Origin of the sequence: Nocardia implantans (assembly GCF_035544775.1) — a bacterium.
In the GTDB taxonomy this organism is placed as follows: Bacteria; Actinomycetota; Actinomycetes; order Mycobacteriales; family Mycobacteriaceae; genus Nocardia; species Nocardia implantans.
This window is the reverse complement of the sequence record NZ_JAYKYQ010000008.1, coordinates 193,915-211,143: the sequence shown is the minus strand read 5'-3', so window position 1 is coordinate 211,143 and position 17,229 is coordinate 193,915. Positions and strand designations below refer to the sequence as shown.

The following is a 17,229-nucleotide window of genomic DNA, read 5'->3' as shown; positions in this document are numbered from 1 at the left end:
CGGGTGTCGCGGGGGGCGGCATTTCGGGGGGACATCGAGGGAATGCGGGCGGTGGCGGTGCTGGCCGTGGTGCTTTTCCATGCCGGTGTGCCGGGGATCGGTGGTGGATTTGTCGGCGTGGACGTATTTTTCGTGATTTCCGGTTTTCTGATCACGGGAATGCTGTATCGGGAAGCGGCGGCCGGTGGCACTGTCGGGCTCGTCCGGTTCTACGGCGCGCGGACGCGCAGGCTGCTGCCTGCCGCGGGTGTCGTGCTGGTCGCCACGGCGATCGGCGCGGCCGTGCTGTTGCCGCCGCTGCAGGCGCGCCAAGCGCTCGGCGACGGGATCGCGAGCGCGCTGTACGCCGGGAATTACCGATTCGCTCTGCAGGGCACCGACTATCTCGCCGCGGACGCGCCGCCCTCGCCGTTTCAGCACTTCTGGTCGCTCGGGGTGGAGGAGCAGTTCTACCTGATCTGGCCCGCGCTCGTGATCACGACGGCTTGGCTCGTGCGACGGCGCCACAGCGGTTCGGTCACCGCGCTGCCGTACCTGATCGTTCTCGGCGTCGTCGCCGTGCTGTCTTTCGCGGTCGCGCTGACCTGGACCCGCACCATGCCACCGTGGGCGTTCTTCGCGCTGCCCGCGCGCGCCTGGGAGCTGGCGGCTGGCGGCATGGTGGCGCTGTCGGCCGTTCTCTGGTCCCGATTGCCGAAGTCGGTGTCCGCCTGCGCGGGGTGGGCGGGAGCCGGATTGATCGTCGTGGCCTGCGTTCGGCTCGACGAGCGGACGCCGTATCCGGGGATCGCGGCGTTGCTGCCTGTGCTCGGCGCGGTCATGGTCATCGGAAGCGGCTGTGTGGCAACGCGGTTCGGTGTCGGTCGCGTGCTGGCGGTGTCCGAGATGCAGGCCGTCGGCAGGCTGTCCTACTCCTGGTATCTGTGGCACTGGCCGGTGCTGGTGCTGGCCCCGCACGCGCTCGGCCGCCCCCTCGGGCTGGTCGGTGCGCTCGGCGCGGTCGCGATGGCCGGTGGGCTCGCCGCGCTCACCCAGCGGTTGATCGAGAATCCGGTCCGCTTCGCCGCCCGCCTGCGCGCATCGGGCGGGCTCAGCCTCGCCTGCGGTGGTGTGAGCACCGCGCTGGCCATCGGTGTGGCGGCCGCGCTGCTCGTGCTGGTGCCCCCTCCGGTCGGGCGCGGCACGGCGGCGCAGAGCCTCACGCTGACGACACCGGCCGCGCCGGCCACTCCCGCCGCCGACCCCTACGACGCCGCGATCGAGCAGCTGACCACGCAGACCCGAGCGGCGGTCGCCGCCTCGGCGGAGGTCCGCGACGTCCCGTCGAATCTCACGCCGGCGCTTTCGAACGCGCGCGGCGACCGAGCGGAGGTGTTCGACAACGGTTGCTTCCGTTCTTGGACCGATGTGGGCCAGGGGGAGTGCGCCTCCGGTGATCCAGCCTCCGCCACCACGGTGGCTTTGGTCGGCGACTCCCACGCGGCGATGTGGCAACCGGCGTTCGAGGACATCGCCGTAGCGCGGCATTGGCGGCTGGAGACCATGGCGAAGGTCACCTGTCCGTTGCTCGATCTGCCCATCACCAGTCCCTATCTGGGTCGGAGGTACACCGAGTGCGAGCAGTGGCGCGGGCAGATCATGGCCAGGCTGCGGCACGAGCGGCCCCGGCTGGTCGTGGTGGGCATGTCGCGTCGCTACGGCGGCGACTTCGGCTTCACCACCTACGACCCGGCGTGGATCGACAGCGTGCGTCGCCTGGCCGCCCAGCTGCGCGAGCTGGGCTCGGCGGTCCTCGTCCTGGGCGGCGTCCCCGATCCCCATGCCACCGTGCCCGCGTGTGTGGCCGAACACATCGATGACGCCGCCGCGTGCGCGCCCACCCGTGCGGTCGCGGTCGACGACGCGGGCATCGCCGCCGAACGCGCGGCCGCCATCGAGGGCGGCGCGCAGTACGCCGATCTGACCTCGCTGTTCTGCACCACCGCCCGCTGTCCGGTCATCGTCGGGAACACCCTCGTCTACCGCGACGACAACCACATCACCAGCGGCTACGCCACGACGCTCGCGCCGGTCGTCGGCGCGTTCGCCGAGCGCGCACTCGTACGCGGCTGAGCCGTCCCGCGCGGCCTGGGGGAACACATCGCGCCCTTCCGGCGTTACATGCGGTCGCTGCCGCAACCGCGTCTCGCGGGAAGGGCCGGTAACCTGCGGGGTTGTCGGTGGGGTCGGGGAGAATGGCGGGGAATCCAACTGAGGAGGGACTGTGAACGACGGTCCGCTGATCGTGCAGAGCGACAAAACGCTGCTGCTGGAGGTCGACCACGAGTCGGCCGATGCCGCTCGGCAGGCGATCGCGCCGTTCGCCGAACTGGAGCGGGCGCCCGAGCACGTGCACACCTATCGGGTGACGCCGCTGGCGCTGTGGAACGCGCGCGCCGCTGGGCACGATGCCGAGCAGGTGGTGGACGCGCTGGTCAGCTTCTCCCGCTACGCGGTGCCGCAGCCGCTGCTGGTCGATGTGGTGGACACCATGGCCCGCTACGGCAGGTTGCAGCTGGTGAAGCATCCCGCGCACGGGTTGACGCTGGTCAGCCTGGATCGCGCGGTGCTGGAGGAGGTGCTGCGGCACAAGAAGATCGCGCCCATGCTCGGCGCGCGCATCGACGACGACACGGTGGTGGTGCACCCGTCCGAGCGCGGCCGGATCAAGCAGATGCTGCTGAAGATCGGCTGGCCCGCCGAGGACCTGGCCGGTTACGTCGACGGCGAGGCGCACCCGATCGAGCTCGACTACGCCACCGACGGCTGGCATCTGCGCGACTACCAGCAGATGGCCGCCGACTCGTTCTGGGCGGGCGGCTCCGGGGTGGTGGTGCTGCCCTGCGGCGCGGGCAAGACGATGGTCGGCGCGGCGGCGATGGCCAGGGCGAAGGCCACCACGCTGATCCTGGTCACCAACACGGTGGCGGGCAGGCAGTGGCGGCGCGAACTGCTCGCGCGCACCTCGCTCACCGAGGAGGAGATCGGCGAGTACTCCGGTGAGCGCAAGGAGATCCGCCCGGTCACCATCGCCACCTACCAGGTGATCACCCGGCGCACCAAAGGCGAGTACAAGCACCTGGAACTGTTCGACAGCCGCGACTGGGGGCTGGTCATCTACGACGAGGTACACCTGCTGCCCGCCCCGGTCTTCCGGATGACCGCCGATCTGCAGTCCCGCCGCAGGCTGGGGCTGACCGCCACGCTGGTGCGCGAGGACGGCCGCGAGGGCGACGTGTTCTCGCTGATCGGCCCGAAGCGCTACGACGCGCCGTGGAAGGACATCGAGGCCCAGGGGTGGATCGCCCCCGCCGACTGCATCGAGGTCAGGGTCACGCTGACCGACGCCGAGCGGATGGCCTACGCGACCGCGGAGCCGGAGGAGCGCTACAAGCTGTGCTCCACCGCGCACACCAAGATCGCCGTGGTCGAATCGATCCTGGCCCAGCACAAGGAGGCGCCGAGCCTGGTCATCGGCGCGTACCTGGAGCAGCTGGACGAACTCGGCGCCGCGCTCGACGCGCCCGTGATCCAGGGGTCGACGAAGACCAAGGAGCGGGAGGAACTGTTCGACGCGTTCCGGCGCGGCGAGATTCCGGTGCTCGTGGTGAGCAAGGTGGCGAACTTCTCCATCGATTTGCCGGAAGCGTCCGTCGCCGTCCAGGTTTCGGGTACCTTCGGCTCCCGACAGGAGGAGGCGCAGCGTCTCGGGCGGCTTCTGCGTCCGAAACACGACGGCGGGCAGGCACACTTCTACTCGGTCGTCGCGCGCGACACGTTGGACGCCGAATACGCCGCGCACCGTCAGCGTTTTCTCGCCGAACAGGGGTATGCCTACCGCATCACGGATGCCGACGACTTGCTCGGCCCCGCCATCGGATAACCGGAGGCATAGCCTCCACAAACTGTGCTAGGAATGAGGGCGTGCGACGCTTCGAATTCGCGGTGGACCGCAAGCACGCCCACGCGGTGAACGAAGTCTTCGCCGACCTTCGCCGCCTGCGCCTGCTGGCGATCGCCGCCGCGGTGGTCGCGGCGGCCGGCACGGCGCTGCTGATCTGGCTTAACCATCCGTGGGCCTACCTGCTCGCGGTCGCCTTCGCGCTCGGCGCGGTGACGGCGCTGTGGGTGGCCCTGTGGACGCCGTGGCATTCCAGCATCGACAAGCTCTACGCGGACGGCGAGCTGGTGCCCGCGGTGGTCTCCGAGGCCCGCCCGTCGGGTGTCGTGCTGCTCGCCTTGGTCGACGTGTCCGCGCCGGACATGCGCGATCCGCGCTACGCCTTGGTGACCAGGAAGGTCCGCGACCTCCCCGGTCACGAGGCCAGGCTCGGGGAGCGGGTGCCTTCGGTCGCGGTGCGCACCGACCGCGCGCCGCGCCAGGTGGGGCAGCGCTGGCAATCGGTGAGCGCCATGCCGATCGCTTGGGGCACCACCGACGATTCCGTCATCGCCCGCGCCCGCGCCGCGATCAGCGAAGCCGAATGGCGGCTGCTCACCGACAATCTCGCGCTCGCCGAGAAGGTGCGGCGCACCACCGCGAAACGTCTGCTGCTCGATCCGCACCAGCTGCCGGGTGAACTCGGCTCCTGAAACCGGCTGCGTACACGGGATTATCGGTTGCGTCGTCGCCTAGACTCGAAGGATGGTTCCAGCGTCCAACCTGCTGGCATTCGTCGCCGCCGCGGTCGTCATCATCGTCGTGCCCGGTCCCGGCGTGTTGTTCACCGTCGGTCGCGCCCTCACGCTGGGCCGGCGCGCGGCCCTGCTCTCGGTGCTCGGGCACGCCATGGGCGTCTACGCCGCCCTGGTGCTGGTCGCGGTCGGTCTCGGCGCCTTGCTCACCGCATCGGCGCTGGCGCTCACGGTGGTCAAGTTCGCAGGCGCGCTGTATCTGATGTACCTCGGGATCCAAGCGATCCGTCAGCGTTCGGCATTGCGCGAGGCGCTCGGCGCCGCGGTCGAACCGGCGCCCAGCACGCGCGTGTTGCGCCAGAGCGCCGTCGTCGGGCTCACCAATCCCAAGGCGATCGTCTTCTTCTCCGCGGTCCTGCCGCACTTCGCCGACCCGGCCTCCGGGTCGCTGTCGTGGCAGTTCCTGCTGCTCGGCACGATCTTCCTGGCCATCGCGCTGGTCTCCGACAGTGCGTGGGCACTGCTGGCCGCCTCGGCGAGGTCCTGGTTCGCCAAGTCGCCGCGCAGGCTGGAGGCGGTCGGCGGCGCGGGCGGGGTGATGATCTTCGGTGTCGGCGCGTCGGTGGCGCTGACCGGAAGCGGCGACTGAAGCCGCTACCATCCAGCGAAGCCGGTGCGCCGGTACCGGCAACAGGCGGGGTGGAAAGGGGTGGTTGTTCGTATGTGGTTGTCCGGCCGGGTGTGCGCCGCGATCGCGTGTGTCTTCGCCGCGGTGTCCTGGGCGCCCGCGCACGCGGATCCGCCCCCGGACCCGCTGGTCGGCGCGCCGGGTCTGGGCGATCCGTACTATCCGCTCGACGGCAACGGCGGCTACGACGTCCAGCACTACGACGTCGGCATCGACTACGACCCGCCCAGCCGGAAACTGGCCGGAACCACCACCATCACCGCACACGCCACCCAGGCCCTGCGCGCGTTCAATCTCGATTTCGCGGGGCCGGAAGTGCGCGAGGTGTCGGTGAACGGACTGCCCGCCGGTTTCGACCGCAACGGCGAGCACGAACTGACCGTGACGCCGTCGCTGCCGCTGCTGCCCGGCCTGCCGTTCACTGTCACCGTCGACTACGCGGGCACCGCGCTGGACACCGAGGGCGAAGGGTGGACCTTCGCGCCCAGCGGCGGCGCGTTCGTCGCCGGTGAACCGCACTCGGCGACCACGTGGTACCCGCTCAACGACACACCGCTGGACAAAGCCACCTTCGGTCTGACCGCCACCGTTCCCGCGGAGTGGGAGGTGGTCTCCAACGGCGTGCGCATCGAGGACGTGGTCCGCGGCGACAAGCGGACGGTCCGCTGGGCCAACGCCAGGCCCGTGGTCGGCTACCTGACCACGGTCGCGATCGACAAGTTCGACTACCTCGAGCAGCGCAGGGCCAACGGCGTTCCGCTGCTCAGCGCGTTCGCGCCGAATGTGCAGCCGCGCCAGCGCGAGCTGGAGCAGCGCGTGCCGGAGATCCTCGACTTCGCCGAAAAGCTCTACGGCCCTTACCCCTTCGAGGCCGCGGGCGGCATCCACCTGGACGCGGGCATCACGTTCTCGCTGGAGACCCAGACCCGCCCGCTCTACGCGCCGGAGATAGATCTGCAGGTCGTCGTGCACGAGCTCGCGCACCAGTGGTGGGGCGACTGGGTGTCGATTCGCCAGTGGTCGGACATCTGCCTCAACGAGTGCTTCGCCAGCTATACCGCCGACTACCTGTGGCCGGAGCGGATGGAGGGCAAGAACGTAGACGACCAGTACCGCGAGACCATCCGCAAGTACCGCGACAGCGAGAAGTACTGGAACATCCCGCTGGAGAACCCCGGCGTTGGCAAGGAGTTCACCTCCGTCTACTACCGCGGCCCACTGTTCCTGCACGCGCTGCGCAGGCAGATCGGCGACGAAGTGTTCTTCACGGCGGTGCGCGACTTCCTCGCCGCGCACGCCTACGGCAACGCCTCGATGCCGGAGTTCCGCGCTTTCGTGCAGTCCAGATCGCCTATGGACCTGACCGGCTTCTTCCACGCGTGGCTGAACACCACCGCGCCGCCGCCGGAGGAGTACCTGTTCCCCGGCGCTCTGCGCAGCTGACCCGTCAGCCGTTTCCGGCGCGCTGCCGTGCCTTCGTCAGCCTGCGCTCGGCTCGCTCCACCTGACGGCGCGCGGCCTGCAGTTCGTCCTTGGCCGATCGCTCGGCCGACTTGCGGAACTGCCGCTGCTGTTCGGCGTGGTCGAGTTCCTCGCGCAACGTGGCGACGCGTTCCTCGGCCGCGGACAATTCTCCGGTGGCTTCCGCGAGCGCGGCTTGTGCCGAATCCGCTTCGGAGCGAGCGGTTTCGAGTGCTTCCTCGGCGTCGGCCAGTTCGCGGCGCGCGCTGTCGTCCTGCTGCTCGCGCGCGGCCGCTCGTCCGCGCGGCGCGGCCGGTTCCGGCACCGCGAGCAGATCCGGTCCGCTCGGTCCGAAGCCCTCGTAGCTGGCGGCCGTGGCGAGCGTTCCGGCGCGCAGCCGATCGGCGACCTCCGGGTCGGCGAGTGCCGCCGTCAAGGTCTGGCCGATCTCCCGCACGACGTTCTCGCCGACCGGATGCCCGTGTTCGGCGGCGAGCGCGCCTGCCTTCTTGGCGAGGGCGTTGACCAGTTGCTGGCGCTGCGCGGTCAGGTCGCGCAACTGTTCGGCGGAAAGCTTCCGCTGCGCCGCGGCCAGTGCCGCGGCGAGCCGGAGCAAGGCGTCCACGTCGTCGGGCGCCGCCCTGGACAGCAGGTTCGCCGCCCATGCGGTCATGGTGGGTTTGCGCAGCTTGCCGATGGCGGCCGCGAGCTGCTTGTCGCCCGCCTGCTTCGCGGCGGCCGCCCGGTCGGCGCGGGCCGCGACGAACTCCGCGGGCATCAGCCCGTACAAGTCGCGCGCGACGTCATCGACCGCCATACTGCCCTAGCGTAACGACCCGGTCTCGGGCGACGACACACTCCGCATACCGGACAAGAGTCCAGTTGCACGGAATACGCGAAAGGCGTTGCTAGTGAATTACTCTGCGTTCTTCTTGCTCGGCCGTCTGCTCCCCAGCATCCTCGGTTACGCGCTCATGGGGCTGTACGGCACGCACAGCTACTAGCGCGCCCTGCGAGGTCGCCCGGCGGGCTGATGCGGCCGCTCAGGTCGTGCGGGTATCCTCACCGCGTTCACGAGCCCGTGAACGTGTTCGGTGAGAGAGGTTTTCAGGTGAAGTTTCCAGGAACGAGGCTGCTGGCACGGCTGGTGCTCGCCCTCGTCGCGGTGGCCGCGGTGGTGGTCGCGGTGGCCGGCTGTTCGATGATCGAGGACGCGGGCAAGTCGGACACCGCCAAGGCCGGGGTCGGTGACTGCATCAACGTCATCGAGGGCTCCGCGGTCGATTCCAAGACCGAGCCGGTCGACTGCTCGTCGGACAAGGCCGTGTACAAGGTCGCGCAGTCCTACGACAAGAAGACCGACTGCGCCGCCGACTACACCTCCTACGAGGAGACGCTGGCCGGCGGCACCACCGCCTTCCTGTGCCTGGCGCCGAACTTCAAGGAAGGCAGCTGCTACAACGAGAGCAGCACCACCGGATACAAGCACGTCGACTGCTCTTCCCCGGAAGCCACCTTCAAGGTGCTGAAGCGGATCGATGGCAAGGCCGACGAATTGCTGTGCGATCAGGACGCCGACGGCTTCCGCCTCATCGAATCGGACCCCAAAGTCACCTTCTGCACGGCCAAGCCGAAGGGCTGATCATTCCAGCAGGGCGACCGACGCGATCCGGTGCAGCGTGAAGTGCCGGACCGCGCCGGTGACCGGGTCGAGCGCGTCGAGCTGCCCGTTGCCCACCTTCAACGGCTCGACCACCCGCTGGGTGGCGACGCCGCGAGCGTCGACGTAGCCGATGTTCACCGACCGCCGCACCCGCGCCGCGAGCTGCAGCAGGGCGAGGGTGGCGGCGGTATTGGTCCTGGTGCCGTCCGGGCGCACCGCCTGACCGGATCGGGCGCTGGCGGCGCGTTCGCCCGCCCGCAGTTCGGTGACGAGCATTTCGAGCTGTTCGGTGCTCGGCGGTGTCGGCCGATACGGCTGCCGCGCGGCGGGCCGCACCGAGATCCGCGCTCCCCGCGGTCGCAGATCGACGATCGCGCCGGTCGAGTCCTCACCCGCGGGCGCGAAACCGGCCGCGCGCAGCTGCTCGAGCAGTTCACCCAGCGGAGCTTGGGCGATGGCGACGGTCGGCGCGATGGATCGCAGCGCCAGCGCGCTCGCCACCGGCGCGGACAGCACTTGGGCCAGCAGCGCCGGGTCGTCACTGCGGATGAACGACTGCGCCATGCCCGCGCGCAACTGGCCGTGGCGCCGGGCCACGTCGTCGATCAGATAGGTCAGCGCCTGCGGGATCGGCGTGCGGGAATGCGCGGCGAACAGCGCGTGCAGTTCGGCCGCCGTCAGCCCGGCGTCGAGGGCGCGCCGCACCGAGGACTCCCCGATCCGGTACACCGTTGCCGCGCCCGCGGATTCGACGTCGGCGACGAGGGCCACGCGACGCTGGAGGTCGGTGGTCAACGGGCCTGGCGCGATCACCGTGAGGTCCGCCTGCACCAGCACGTGGTCCACCGGCTCCGGCAGCGCCGCCTCCATTTCGGCCTCGGCGTCGGCCACGCTGGTCGGCGCCGCGTGCAGCAGCGCCCGCGCCGCCGAGCCGAGCGCGCCGCGGCCGATCAGCCCGAGCGCCGCCGCCTCCGCCAACGTCTGTTCCACCACCTCCGGCCGGAAGTTCCTGCGCCTGCGCGGCTGCCGCCAGGCCAGTAGGCGGCCGATATCCGCCGCGGCCAGCGCCGTGCCGGACGGGTATTCCGCGAGGAGGGCGAGGATCGCGCGCCGGTCGCGCGGCGCGGTCGGGGTGCGCAGTTCCAGGGACAGAGCGGCCAGCGGCTTGTCGTTGGCATCGCGCATGCCGATCATCCACGGCATCCGGTCCAGATCCAGCCAGGTGAGTCCGAGGGTGGCCCAGCGCCGGGCGGGCGGCGCTTCCAGCCAGGCGTCCACCAGTGGTGTCGGCGCCCAGAAGTCGTCGGTCGTCTCGAAGTCGGGCGGCGGGTCCGGCAAACCCTTCTCGATCAATTTCGCGCCCGCCAGCAGCTCGACCAGCAAACCCGCGCGCTGCTCGTCGACACCGGCCTGCTTGGCGACGCGGCGCAGCTCGCGCACGCCCAGGCCGCCCGCGCGCAAGGCGGGAGCCGGGGCCTGGCCCAGTACCTCGAGCACGGCCGCGCAGTGCCGCAGCAGCTCGCCCACCTCGCCCGCCGCCACCGCGTTCACCTCGGCGGGCGTTTGTTTCGTGGTCTCGGGTCGCGGCGGCGTCAGAGCGTGCGGGTGGGTGACCGGTTCCCGCCGCAGCACCTGGCCGACGGTGACCGGAAGCTCGACGGTCTCGTCATCGATCCAGTGCAACAGCCTGCGCGCCAGCAGGCGCTGGATCGGCCGGTCGGCCGGAGTGCCCGGTGCGGCGTCCTTGGTGCGGCCACGCGGCCCGGTCGCGGCCAGTTTGTCAAGCAGGGATCGTTCGGCCGACGAGAGCTCGGGCAGCGCCGCGACCACTTCGGGTTCGGTGAGCGCGTCGGGGATCTCGGTCGCGGCGCCGATCGGCCACGGCAATGCCTCGGCGGCCGCCGGAATCAGGTGCAGTCCCTGCTCGGCGTCGATCCAGACCAGCGCGCGAGCGGTCAGCCGTTCCAGTGCCTCGTCGATCGCGGCGGCCCGCACCCGTTCGCTCAATTGCACATGCAAATCCGCGGGGCGCAGCGGGCCGCCGTCGGGCCGCGTCACCCCGTGCCTGGCAAGGGTTTCCACGAGGGCGAATTCGAGGGTGTTCAAGTCCTCCGTGGCGCGCAGCACGGACGCGCGCTGCTCGACGCGGGCGGCGAGCACGGCCATGGTGGACGGCAGCGGCACGGCCAGGTCTGGCCGAAGCTGCAGCAGCGTCACGAGCTGGGCATCACTGCGGGCGCCGAGCCATCCGGCAAGGGAGTCGGTCGCGGTCATCCGATCCAGCCTACGATGCTGGGCGATCGCCCGCCGACGTCCGGAGGTACGGGCTGCGGCGCATCCGAGCGCAGCGGCCGGGCTAGCATGGGGCCGTGGTGAACAAATCGAAGAAATCCTATGTCGACAACGGCTGGCCGAAGGTCGCCGACGGTGACCACGCGGTCACCGAACTCTCTTCGGCCCGCTCCGGTGGCCTCTCGCCTTACGGCGAGGACACCGAGTTCCCGGTTCCGGCTGAGCAGTTGCCCTACATGCACCCGAACACGGTGATCAACCGCTGAGCGCGCGACCGGAACGTTCTCGGCTACGAAGAAGGGCCCCGCATCCACGTTGATGCGGGGCCCTTCTTGCGAAGCGTTCCGGGTCAGGAGGGCAACAGGCCCTTGTTCGCCTCGTAGAAGTTCACGATCGCGGGGTCGAGGGTGACTCCGCTGGACTTGGCGGCGTTGAAGAAATCGAGCGCTTCCTTGGGCACCTGGACGCCCTGGCTCTGCACGACCTCGAGGGCGCGGTCGACGGCCGAGAAGATCTGCTGCGTGTCCGCCGGCGCGGCCTGGGCGGGCTGCGGCGCGGGGTTCCAGCGCGGGGTCTCGGCGGTGGCGGGCGCGGAGCGCGGGGTGGGCGCGCTGCTCAGGCCCAGCTTCGAGGAGCAGGAGGGCCAAGCGCCCCAACCCTGCGAGGCGAGCACCTTCTCGGCGACCGCGATCTGCTGTTCGCGGGTGGCCTGGTTGGCGCTGGCGGCGTATTCCTGGCCGCCGTGGGCGCGCCAGGTGCTGGGCGAGAACTGCAGCCCGCCCTGGAAACCGTTGCCCGTGTTGATGCCCCAGTTGCCGCCGGCCTCGCACTGAGCGAGTCGATCCCAGTCGGAGTCGGGTGCCGCGCTGGCGTTGCCTGCGAAGGCCACACCGGCGGTGCCGATGATGGCCCCGGTGACGGCAACCTTGGCTACCGTGCGTCCGGTCGAGCTTGGCTTGCGATGGCGTCCACTCATATCGGGTTCGTCTTCCTCTCGACGCACCTGCGACGTCTTCGGTTCTGGTTCGGACTGAGAGGTCGTCCGTTCCGCCCTCGCCCCTACGTTTCCGTCGGGGGTCCGGTACCCGCGGGGCGAGGCTCGGTGCGGCGGGCCGGTGGTCGCCGGGTGTGCCCCGGCTGGATAAGACGGTACGACGAACCGCGGGAAAAATCACTATTTGGTAACCGGCGTGTACCAATGGGTCTCGGCGCGGTATCGGTGCGAAAAATGGGGCTTCGCGCAGCTAGAGACGCTGCGGTCGGGTTCGCCGCCGGCCGTCACCACTCCGTGACCTACTCGTAATGTGACGAGGATCACACACAGGCGTGGGTAACGATCGCGCGGGGTAACCGGTTCGTGGTCGGATCGGAGGTCGGCTCTCCGGTTCAGCGCGACCGCCGGCCGGAGCGCAGGGCGAACACGAGCGCGAGCACGAAGCCGAGCGGTGCGAGCATCGCCCCGAAGTAGAGCCACAGTCCCGGCTCCGCGTCGGTCAGCAAAGGGATCGTGAAGATGGCGATGATTGCCAGCAATCCCAGCGCGAACGCCGAGAGCGCGAGCCGCAGCAACCAGTCGCCGCGCCGCCGCTCAGCGTCGCCGGGCGGGGTGGGAGTGGAAGGGTTCGTCACGGATCGACGGTAAAACTGATGTGCTTGCGTTATTCGCACCGGGGTAGACTCGATGGCAATCGCGTCCTGCAATCCTGCTGGGCGCGTTCTTTTCGCACAGGAAAAGAGCCGGTCGCGCGACCGGCTCGGCAGACGGATGTGCTCGGGCCGTAGGGGTCCGAGTTTTCGATGATGAACGGGTGAGCGCAGTGCCGACCGGCAGGGTGAAGTGGTACGACGTCGAAAAGGGCTTCGGCTTCCTTTCCCAGGACGAGGGTGAGGACGTCTACGTCCGCTCGTCCGCGCTGCCCCAGGGCGTCGAGGGCCTCAAGCCCGGCCAGCGCGTGGAATTCGGTATGGCCGCAGGCCGTCGCGGGCCACAGGCGCTGAGCCTCAAGCTGCTCGAGGCGCCGCCGTCGGTGCGGCAGGGCCAGGAACGCAACGCGCGCAAGGAACCTGCCGCGCGTAGGCACACGCCCGACGAACTGCACGGCATGGTCGAGGACATGATCACCTTGCTCGAGGCGAAGGTGCAGCCGGATCTGCGTAAGGGCAAGTATCCGGATCGCAAGACGGCGCAACGCATCTCGGAGGTCGTCCGCGCGGTGGCTCGCGAACTGGACCGCTGATTCCGCTCGGTGCCGCTTCCTTCGAGGCGGCCGTCGAGCTGCCGGTGGAACCGGTTCGAGGTCTGTTCGCCTCGACTGAGCTGAGCGTGGCCCCGTGCCTGCGCCGCGTGTCACCAGGCGCGCCGGCACCCGCGAGGTCCACGAAAAGCGGTGCGCTCGGACTTGTCAAGCCGTGCTGATCGACCAGGTGGCGTGCGGCACGTAGAACTCACGGCCCGTTTCGTCGCGGGCCAGGATCGGCAGCTGGAACTCGACGCCGATGAGGCGCAGGTCCGGTTCCGGTTTCGAATCGATGGTGAGGGCGAAAGCCCGGTCCGGGTAGTCGTTACGGCTGATCACCTGGTCGACTTTTTCGCCGTTCGGCAAAAGGTAGACCAGTTGTGCGAGCCACGGCGCGTCGGCGACCTTCTTCGGAAGCGACAGCTGCAGTGGGTAACCGGCGGGGACTTCCAGTTCGACGGTGCGGCCACGGTGGCAGTCCGGTGTGTCCTGGCCGCAGTTCAGCGTCGCGAATACCGTGCCGGGGACGTTGTCTTCGGGCAGGATGCTGCAATCCTGCATGGTCACCGAGCAGTAGCTGAACGGTCGCACGGTGACCGTCTTCCCGTGCGCGTACGCGGTGAGCGTGACGTCGGGCTTCTCGGCGTCGCGGACCAGCACCGCGAGCGCGCCAGCGAAGGCGGCGGTGAGCACGAGCAGTGCGGCCGCGACCAGCGCGGCGATCGTGCGTGCGTTGAGCTTGCTCACCAGATCGGGTCTCCTTGCCCTCGTCGAAAGCGTGTGGTGTCGCCGCCGCGCGGCGCCGGATCCTCTGCCCGTGGCGCGTTCGCCGGATATCCGTGCGGCCGCGTCGTCGGCACTTCTTGCTCCGCGTGCTGGGGACGGTTGCCGCCGAGGCCCGGCAGCAGCGAATGACCTCGGAAGCTGAGGAAAGTCTGCACCAAGCCGAGCACGAGGATCACGGTGACCACCGCGAAGCCCTTCCAATAGTCGGTCGGCAGCAGCACACCGGCCGCCCCGCCGACGACCCAGCTCAGCTGGAGCACGGTCTCCGACCGCCCGAAGCCGGAGGCGATCGACTCCGGCGGCAGGTCGTCCTGGATCGAGGCGTCCAGCGACACCTTGGCCAGCGCGCTCGTCCCCGCCGCGACCAGGGCGGCGGCTGCCGCGCCGAGCAGGTTGTCCGCGAACGTCGCGAACAGTGACACCAGCGCGCACGCCGCCGTGCAGCCGAGCACGATCAGCGATGGCCTGCCCAGCTTCAGCCGGGCGCCCGTCGCGTTGCCCGCGAAATTGCCGACGGCCGCGGCCGCGCCGACCGCGCCGAGCATGAGGGCCTGCTGCACCGGCCGGTGCTCGGTCGCCTTGGCGACGAACGCGACGTAGAAGGTGAGGAACCCGGTCAGCACCCGGATGGCGCTGTTGCCCCACAGGCCGGTCACCACGGCGCGGCCGAGCGGTTGCCTGCGTTTGCGCGGCGGGACCGACGACTCCGCGCCGGAGGAGAGCACCTCGGTGCGCGCGTCGGCGCCGTGATAGCTCAGCGTCGCGGGGACCTCGCCCTCGGTCACCTCCACCCAGGAAGGGATGCGCAGGCTCAGATACGCCCCCGCGCAGGCGATCAGCGCCGCGAAGACCAGCGCGCCGTTGGAGTCCGCGATCGCCGCGGCCAGCCCGGCCAGCGCTCCGGCGCCCATGGTGCCGCCGACCAGCCCGAACACCGTGAGGCGGGAGTTGGTGCGGACCAGATCGATGTCCGGCGGCAGCACCCGTGGCGTGACCGCGCTCTTCAGCACGGAGAACGATTTGCTGCCGATCATCATGCACAGCGCGAGCGGATACAGCGCCCAGGTGTCGAATTGGAAGATCAGCACCACCGCGACCACCGCGCGCACCGCGAACGACGTCGCAAGCGCCAAGCGGCGACCGCGCTGCAGCCGATCGAGCAGCGGCCCGATCAGCGGGGCGATCACCGCGAACGGCGCGATCGTGATCAGCAGGTACAGCGCCACTTTCGTCTTGCTCTCCGCGGTCGCGCTGGCGAAGAACAAGGTGTTGGCCAGCGCCACCGCGATGGCGGCGTCCAGGGCGAAGTTCGCCATGGTGGCGTAGGTGAGCGCCGTGAGGCCGGACTTGTCCGCGCCGTCGGCCTTGGCCGCGCGCTGGAAGGTCGCGATGCCCTTTTCGGTGAGTTCCCTGCCGCGCATCGCGGCCACGCGGGTGACCGTGAGTTTGCGCGGCATCCGCCGTTCGCCGGGGGGCTCGGAATTCGCCGGCTGCTCGGCGTCGGGGCCGACGGGGAACGGCTTGGTCGGCGGGGGTTGCGCGGGCGGTGGCGCGTCGCGTCGCGGGCTCGGCGGCGGTCCCGGCTGGTCGTAACGCTCGGCGGCGCGTCCGGCTCCCGGGCCGAGCGGTGGCAGCGGCCTGCGGCGCCGCGGCGCGTTGGGTGGCGGGTACCGATCGAAACCGGGATGCCGATCGAACGGCGGGACCTCCTCGCCTTCCCACCGATCACGGCCGGGACCGGAAGGTTCGCGGGGAGTAGTCACGACTCCAATTCTGGCGCACTCCCGGGCCGGGCGTTCACGCGCGCTCCGTGGTGGCGGCGGAAAGTGATCGTTGTCGCGACCGCGATCGTGCTCAGGCGGGGGTGAAACGGACCTCGAACATGGTGGGCCAGTTCTTGCCCGTGATCAGGAACCGGTCGGTGCCGGGCAGTTGCGCGATGCCGTTGAGCGCGTCGGCTCCGGCCCGCGCGGTCGCGGGGAGCAGACCGGCGGCGTCGGCGGTCGCGAGCACCGCGCCGGAGTCCGGGTCGATGCGCAGGATGGTGTCGGTCGGCCAGTCGTTGGCGTAGACCGACCCGTCCGCTGCGCACTCGAGTTCGTTGAGACGCGCGCCGTTGTGGCTGGTCAGTTCGATCGAGCCGGTGGGGGCGAAGGTGACCGGATCGCGGAAGGTGAGGCGGTCGGTGCCGTCGCTCATGACCAGTCGTCCGTTCCTGGCGCACAGACCCCAGCCTTCGCCGTCATAGCTCACCCGGCCGCGTTCGGCCAGCGTCGCCGGGTCACGGGCGATGGCAACGCCGTCGTGCCAGGTCAGCTGCCAGAGTGTGGCGCCTGCGAGGGTGATGCCCTCGCCGAAGTACGGGGCGGGCAGTTCGGTTCTGGCCAATTCCTCCCCGGTCGTCAGCCGGGACGCGCGCACGCCGGACGCACCGGCCAGACCGGTGCTCTCGAACAGAACATCGCCGTCGATTTCCAGACCCTGGGTGAACGCCTTCGTATCGTGCGGACGGGTGCCGAGTACCTCGATGTTCATCTCGGGCGCCGGGTCCGCCGCGCCGCCGCATCCGCCCAGGATGAGCAGACCGACCAGCACACTGATGGCCAACGCACGCCGATTGCGCTCCATACGGCAAAATGTAGGCCGTGAGCGCAGTTTCTGTTTCGGAGTCCGGCGTGCGGCCGATTCTGGCTGATGCCGTCGACCTGGCCCGCCGTGCGCTCCTGGAGTTGGAACCGTCGGCCGTCGGCGCGCACCTCGGCGTGATCGCCGAGGACGAGAGCGCGGCGACCCATCGTTTCGAGGCCACGCTGCCCGGTTACCGCGGGTGGCAGTGGGCGGTCGTGGTGGCCGCACCGCCCGGTGCCGACCGCGCGACGGTCAGCGAGTCCGCCTTGCTGCCGGGGCCGGATGCTCTGGTCGCGCCCGAGTTCGTGCCCTGGGAGCAGCGGGTCCGCCCCGGGGACCTCGCGCCGGGCGATCTGCTCGCCCCGCCCGCCGACGATCCTCGCCTGGTGCCCGGCTACGTCGCGACCGGCGACCCGGTGGTGGACGAAGTGGCCTACGAGGTCGGCCTCGGCCGCACCAAGGTGATGAGCAGGGAAGGCCGCGAGGAGGCCGCCGAGCGCTGGTACAGCCAGTACGGGCCCGATTCGGAGATGGCCAAGGCCGCGCCCGCCACCTGTGGAAGCTGCGGCTTCTATCTGCCGCTCGCCGGGTCGCTGCGCGCCGCGTTCGGCGTCTGCGGCAACGCCATGGGCGCCGACGGTCACGTCGTCCACGTCGCCTACGGCTGTGGCGCGCACTCGGACACCAAGGTCCCCACCGGCAACGGGTCGCCGCTGTACGAGGCGTACGACGACTCGGCCATCGAGGTGATCACACTCCACAGGGACGAGCCGCGCGACGGTAAGCGCGAACAGGTCGAG

Annotated in this window: 15 protein-coding genes and 1 pseudogene; 9 read left to right on the top strand and 7 right to left on the bottom strand. The window is 70.1% G+C overall.

All coding sequences use genetic code 11. The annotated features are described in order from the left end of the window. Positions 1-42: 42 nt before the first annotated feature. The 5 genes from U3653_RS20125 (at position 43) to U3653_RS20105 (ending at position 6,805) form a co-directional block, all read left to right on the top strand. On the top strand, positions 43-2,112 hold the full coding sequence (locus U3653_RS20125; protein ID WP_323124164.1) for an acyltransferase family protein: 2,070 nt from the start codon (positions 43-45) through the stop codon (positions 2,110-2,112). Between the two features lie 151 nt (positions 2,113-2,263). Continuing rightward, positions 2,264-3,922, top strand: coding sequence for a DNA repair helicase XPB (locus U3653_RS20120; RefSeq protein ID WP_195078224.1), 1,659 nt, complete (start codon positions 2,264-2,266; stop codon positions 3,920-3,922). A gap of 41 nt (positions 3,923-3,963) precedes the next feature. After that, the gene (locus tag U3653_RS20115) at positions 3,964-4,632 is read left to right on the top strand and encodes a DUF3239 domain-containing protein (RefSeq protein WP_195078225.1); all 669 of its coding nucleotides are present in this window, start codon (positions 3,964-3,966) and stop codon (positions 4,630-4,632) included. 52 nt (positions 4,633-4,684) lie between these two features. After that, positions 4,685-5,323 carry a LysE family translocator gene (locus U3653_RS20110; protein ID WP_195078226.1) on the top strand — a complete coding sequence of 213 codons (639 nt, stop codon included), beginning with the start codon at positions 4,685-4,687 and terminating at the stop codon, positions 5,321-5,323. A 60-nt stretch (positions 5,324-5,383) separates the two neighbouring features. After that, positions 5,384-6,805, top strand: coding sequence for a M1 family metallopeptidase (locus U3653_RS20105; RefSeq protein ID WP_323124131.1), 1,422 nt, complete (start codon positions 5,384-5,386; stop codon positions 6,803-6,805). 4 nt (positions 6,806-6,809) lie between these two features. On the opposite strand, the gene U3653_RS20100 is transcribed toward U3653_RS20105, so the two are convergent. Continuing rightward, positions 6,810-7,640, bottom strand: a complete 831-nt coding sequence (locus U3653_RS20100) for a hypothetical protein (protein ID WP_195078227.1) — start codon at positions 7,638-7,640, stop codon at positions 6,810-6,812. A 294-nt stretch (positions 7,641-7,934) separates the two neighbouring features. Between U3653_RS20100 and U3653_RS20095 the strand changes: the two genes are divergently transcribed. Beyond that, positions 7,935-8,465: an LppU/SCO3897 family protein gene (locus U3653_RS20095; RefSeq protein WP_195078228.1), complete on the top strand. Its 531-nt coding sequence runs from the start codon at positions 7,935-7,937 to the stop codon at positions 8,463-8,465. On the opposite strand, the gene U3653_RS20090 is transcribed toward U3653_RS20095, so the two are convergent. Next, on the bottom strand, positions 8,466-10,760 hold the full coding sequence (locus U3653_RS20090) for a helicase-associated domain-containing protein (protein ID WP_195078229.1): 2,295 nt from the start codon (positions 10,758-10,760) through the stop codon (positions 8,466-8,468). 95 nt (positions 10,761-10,855) lie between these two features. On the opposite strand from U3653_RS20090, the gene U3653_RS20085 reads away from it, so the two are divergent. Then, the gene (locus U3653_RS20085) at positions 10,856-11,044 is read left to right on the top strand and encodes a hypothetical protein (RefSeq protein ID WP_039795086.1); all 189 of its coding nucleotides are present in this window, start codon (positions 10,856-10,858) and stop codon (positions 11,042-11,044) included. A gap of 83 nt (positions 11,045-11,127) precedes the next feature. On the opposite strand, the gene U3653_RS20080 is transcribed toward U3653_RS20085, so the two are convergent. Then, positions 11,128-11,754 (bottom strand): resuscitation-promoting factor Rpf1 domain-containing protein, encoded by a 627-nt coding sequence (locus tag U3653_RS20080; protein WP_195078230.1) that lies wholly within the window; start codon positions 11,752-11,754, stop codon positions 11,128-11,130. A 410-nt stretch (positions 11,755-12,164) separates the two neighbouring features. Further along, entirely contained in the window at positions 12,165-12,407 is a 243-nt protein-coding gene (locus U3653_RS20075) for a hypothetical protein (RefSeq protein ID WP_323124132.1), read from the bottom strand. A gap of 188 nt (positions 12,408-12,595) precedes the next feature. Here U3653_RS20075 and U3653_RS20070 point away from each other — a divergent pair, with 188 nt between their 5' ends. After that, positions 12,596-13,015: a cold-shock protein gene (locus U3653_RS20070; RefSeq protein WP_063023190.1), complete on the top strand. Its 420-nt coding sequence runs from the start codon at positions 12,596-12,598 to the stop codon at positions 13,013-13,015. Between the two features lie 165 nt (positions 13,016-13,180). Here U3653_RS20070 and U3653_RS20065 read toward each other — a convergent pair whose 3' ends face one another. From U3653_RS20065 to U3653_RS20055, 3 genes are all read right to left on the bottom strand, one after another. Next, positions 13,181-13,762, bottom strand: coding sequence for a DUF2771 domain-containing protein (locus tag U3653_RS20065; protein ID WP_195078231.1), 582 nt, complete (start codon positions 13,760-13,762; stop codon positions 13,181-13,183). After that, positions 13,759-15,564, bottom strand: a complete 1,806-nt coding sequence (locus U3653_RS20060) for an MFS transporter (protein ID WP_195078232.1) — start codon at positions 15,562-15,564, stop codon at positions 13,759-13,761. The genes U3653_RS20065 and U3653_RS20060 overlap by 4 nt, the downstream gene beginning before the upstream one ends. A 91-nt stretch (positions 15,565-15,655) precedes the next feature. Further along, positions 15,656-16,429, bottom strand: coding sequence for a glutaminyl-peptide cyclotransferase (locus U3653_RS20055; RefSeq protein ID WP_195078233.1), 774 nt, complete (start codon positions 16,427-16,429; stop codon positions 15,656-15,658). Positions 16,430-16,446: 17 nt separating this feature from the next. Here U3653_RS20055 and U3653_RS20050 point away from each other — a divergent pair. Then, positions 16,447-17,181, top strand: a pseudogene (locus tag U3653_RS20050) (DUF3027 domain-containing protein); the annotation flags it as partial. Between the last annotated feature and the right edge of the window lie 48 nt (positions 17,182-17,229).

What these genes read in the sequence shown, in the direction of transcription:
- U3653_RS20125 (WP_323124164.1), top strand. Translation starts at nt 43, where the DNA reads ATGCGGGCGGTGGCGGTGCTGGCCGTGGTGCTTTTCCATGCCGGTGTG.
- U3653_RS20110 (WP_195078226.1), top strand. Translation starts at nt 4,685, where the DNA reads ATGGTTCCAGCGTCCAACCTGCTGGCATTCGTCGCCGCCGCGGTCGTC.
- U3653_RS20100 (WP_195078227.1), bottom strand. Translation starts at nt 7,640, where the DNA reads ATGGCGGTCGATGACGTCGCGCGCGACTTGTACGGGCTGATGCCCGCG.
- U3653_RS20090 (WP_195078229.1), bottom strand. Translation starts at nt 10,760, where the DNA reads ATGACCGCGACCGACTCCCTTGCCGGATGGCTCGGCGCCCGCAGTGAT.
- U3653_RS20080 (WP_195078230.1), bottom strand. Translation starts at nt 11,754, where the DNA reads ATGAGTGGACGCCATCGCAAGCCAAGCTCGACCGGACGCACGGTAGCC.
- U3653_RS20055 (WP_195078233.1), bottom strand. Translation starts at nt 16,429, where the DNA reads ATGGAGCGCAATCGGCGTGCGTTGGCCATCAGTGTGCTGGTCGGTCTG.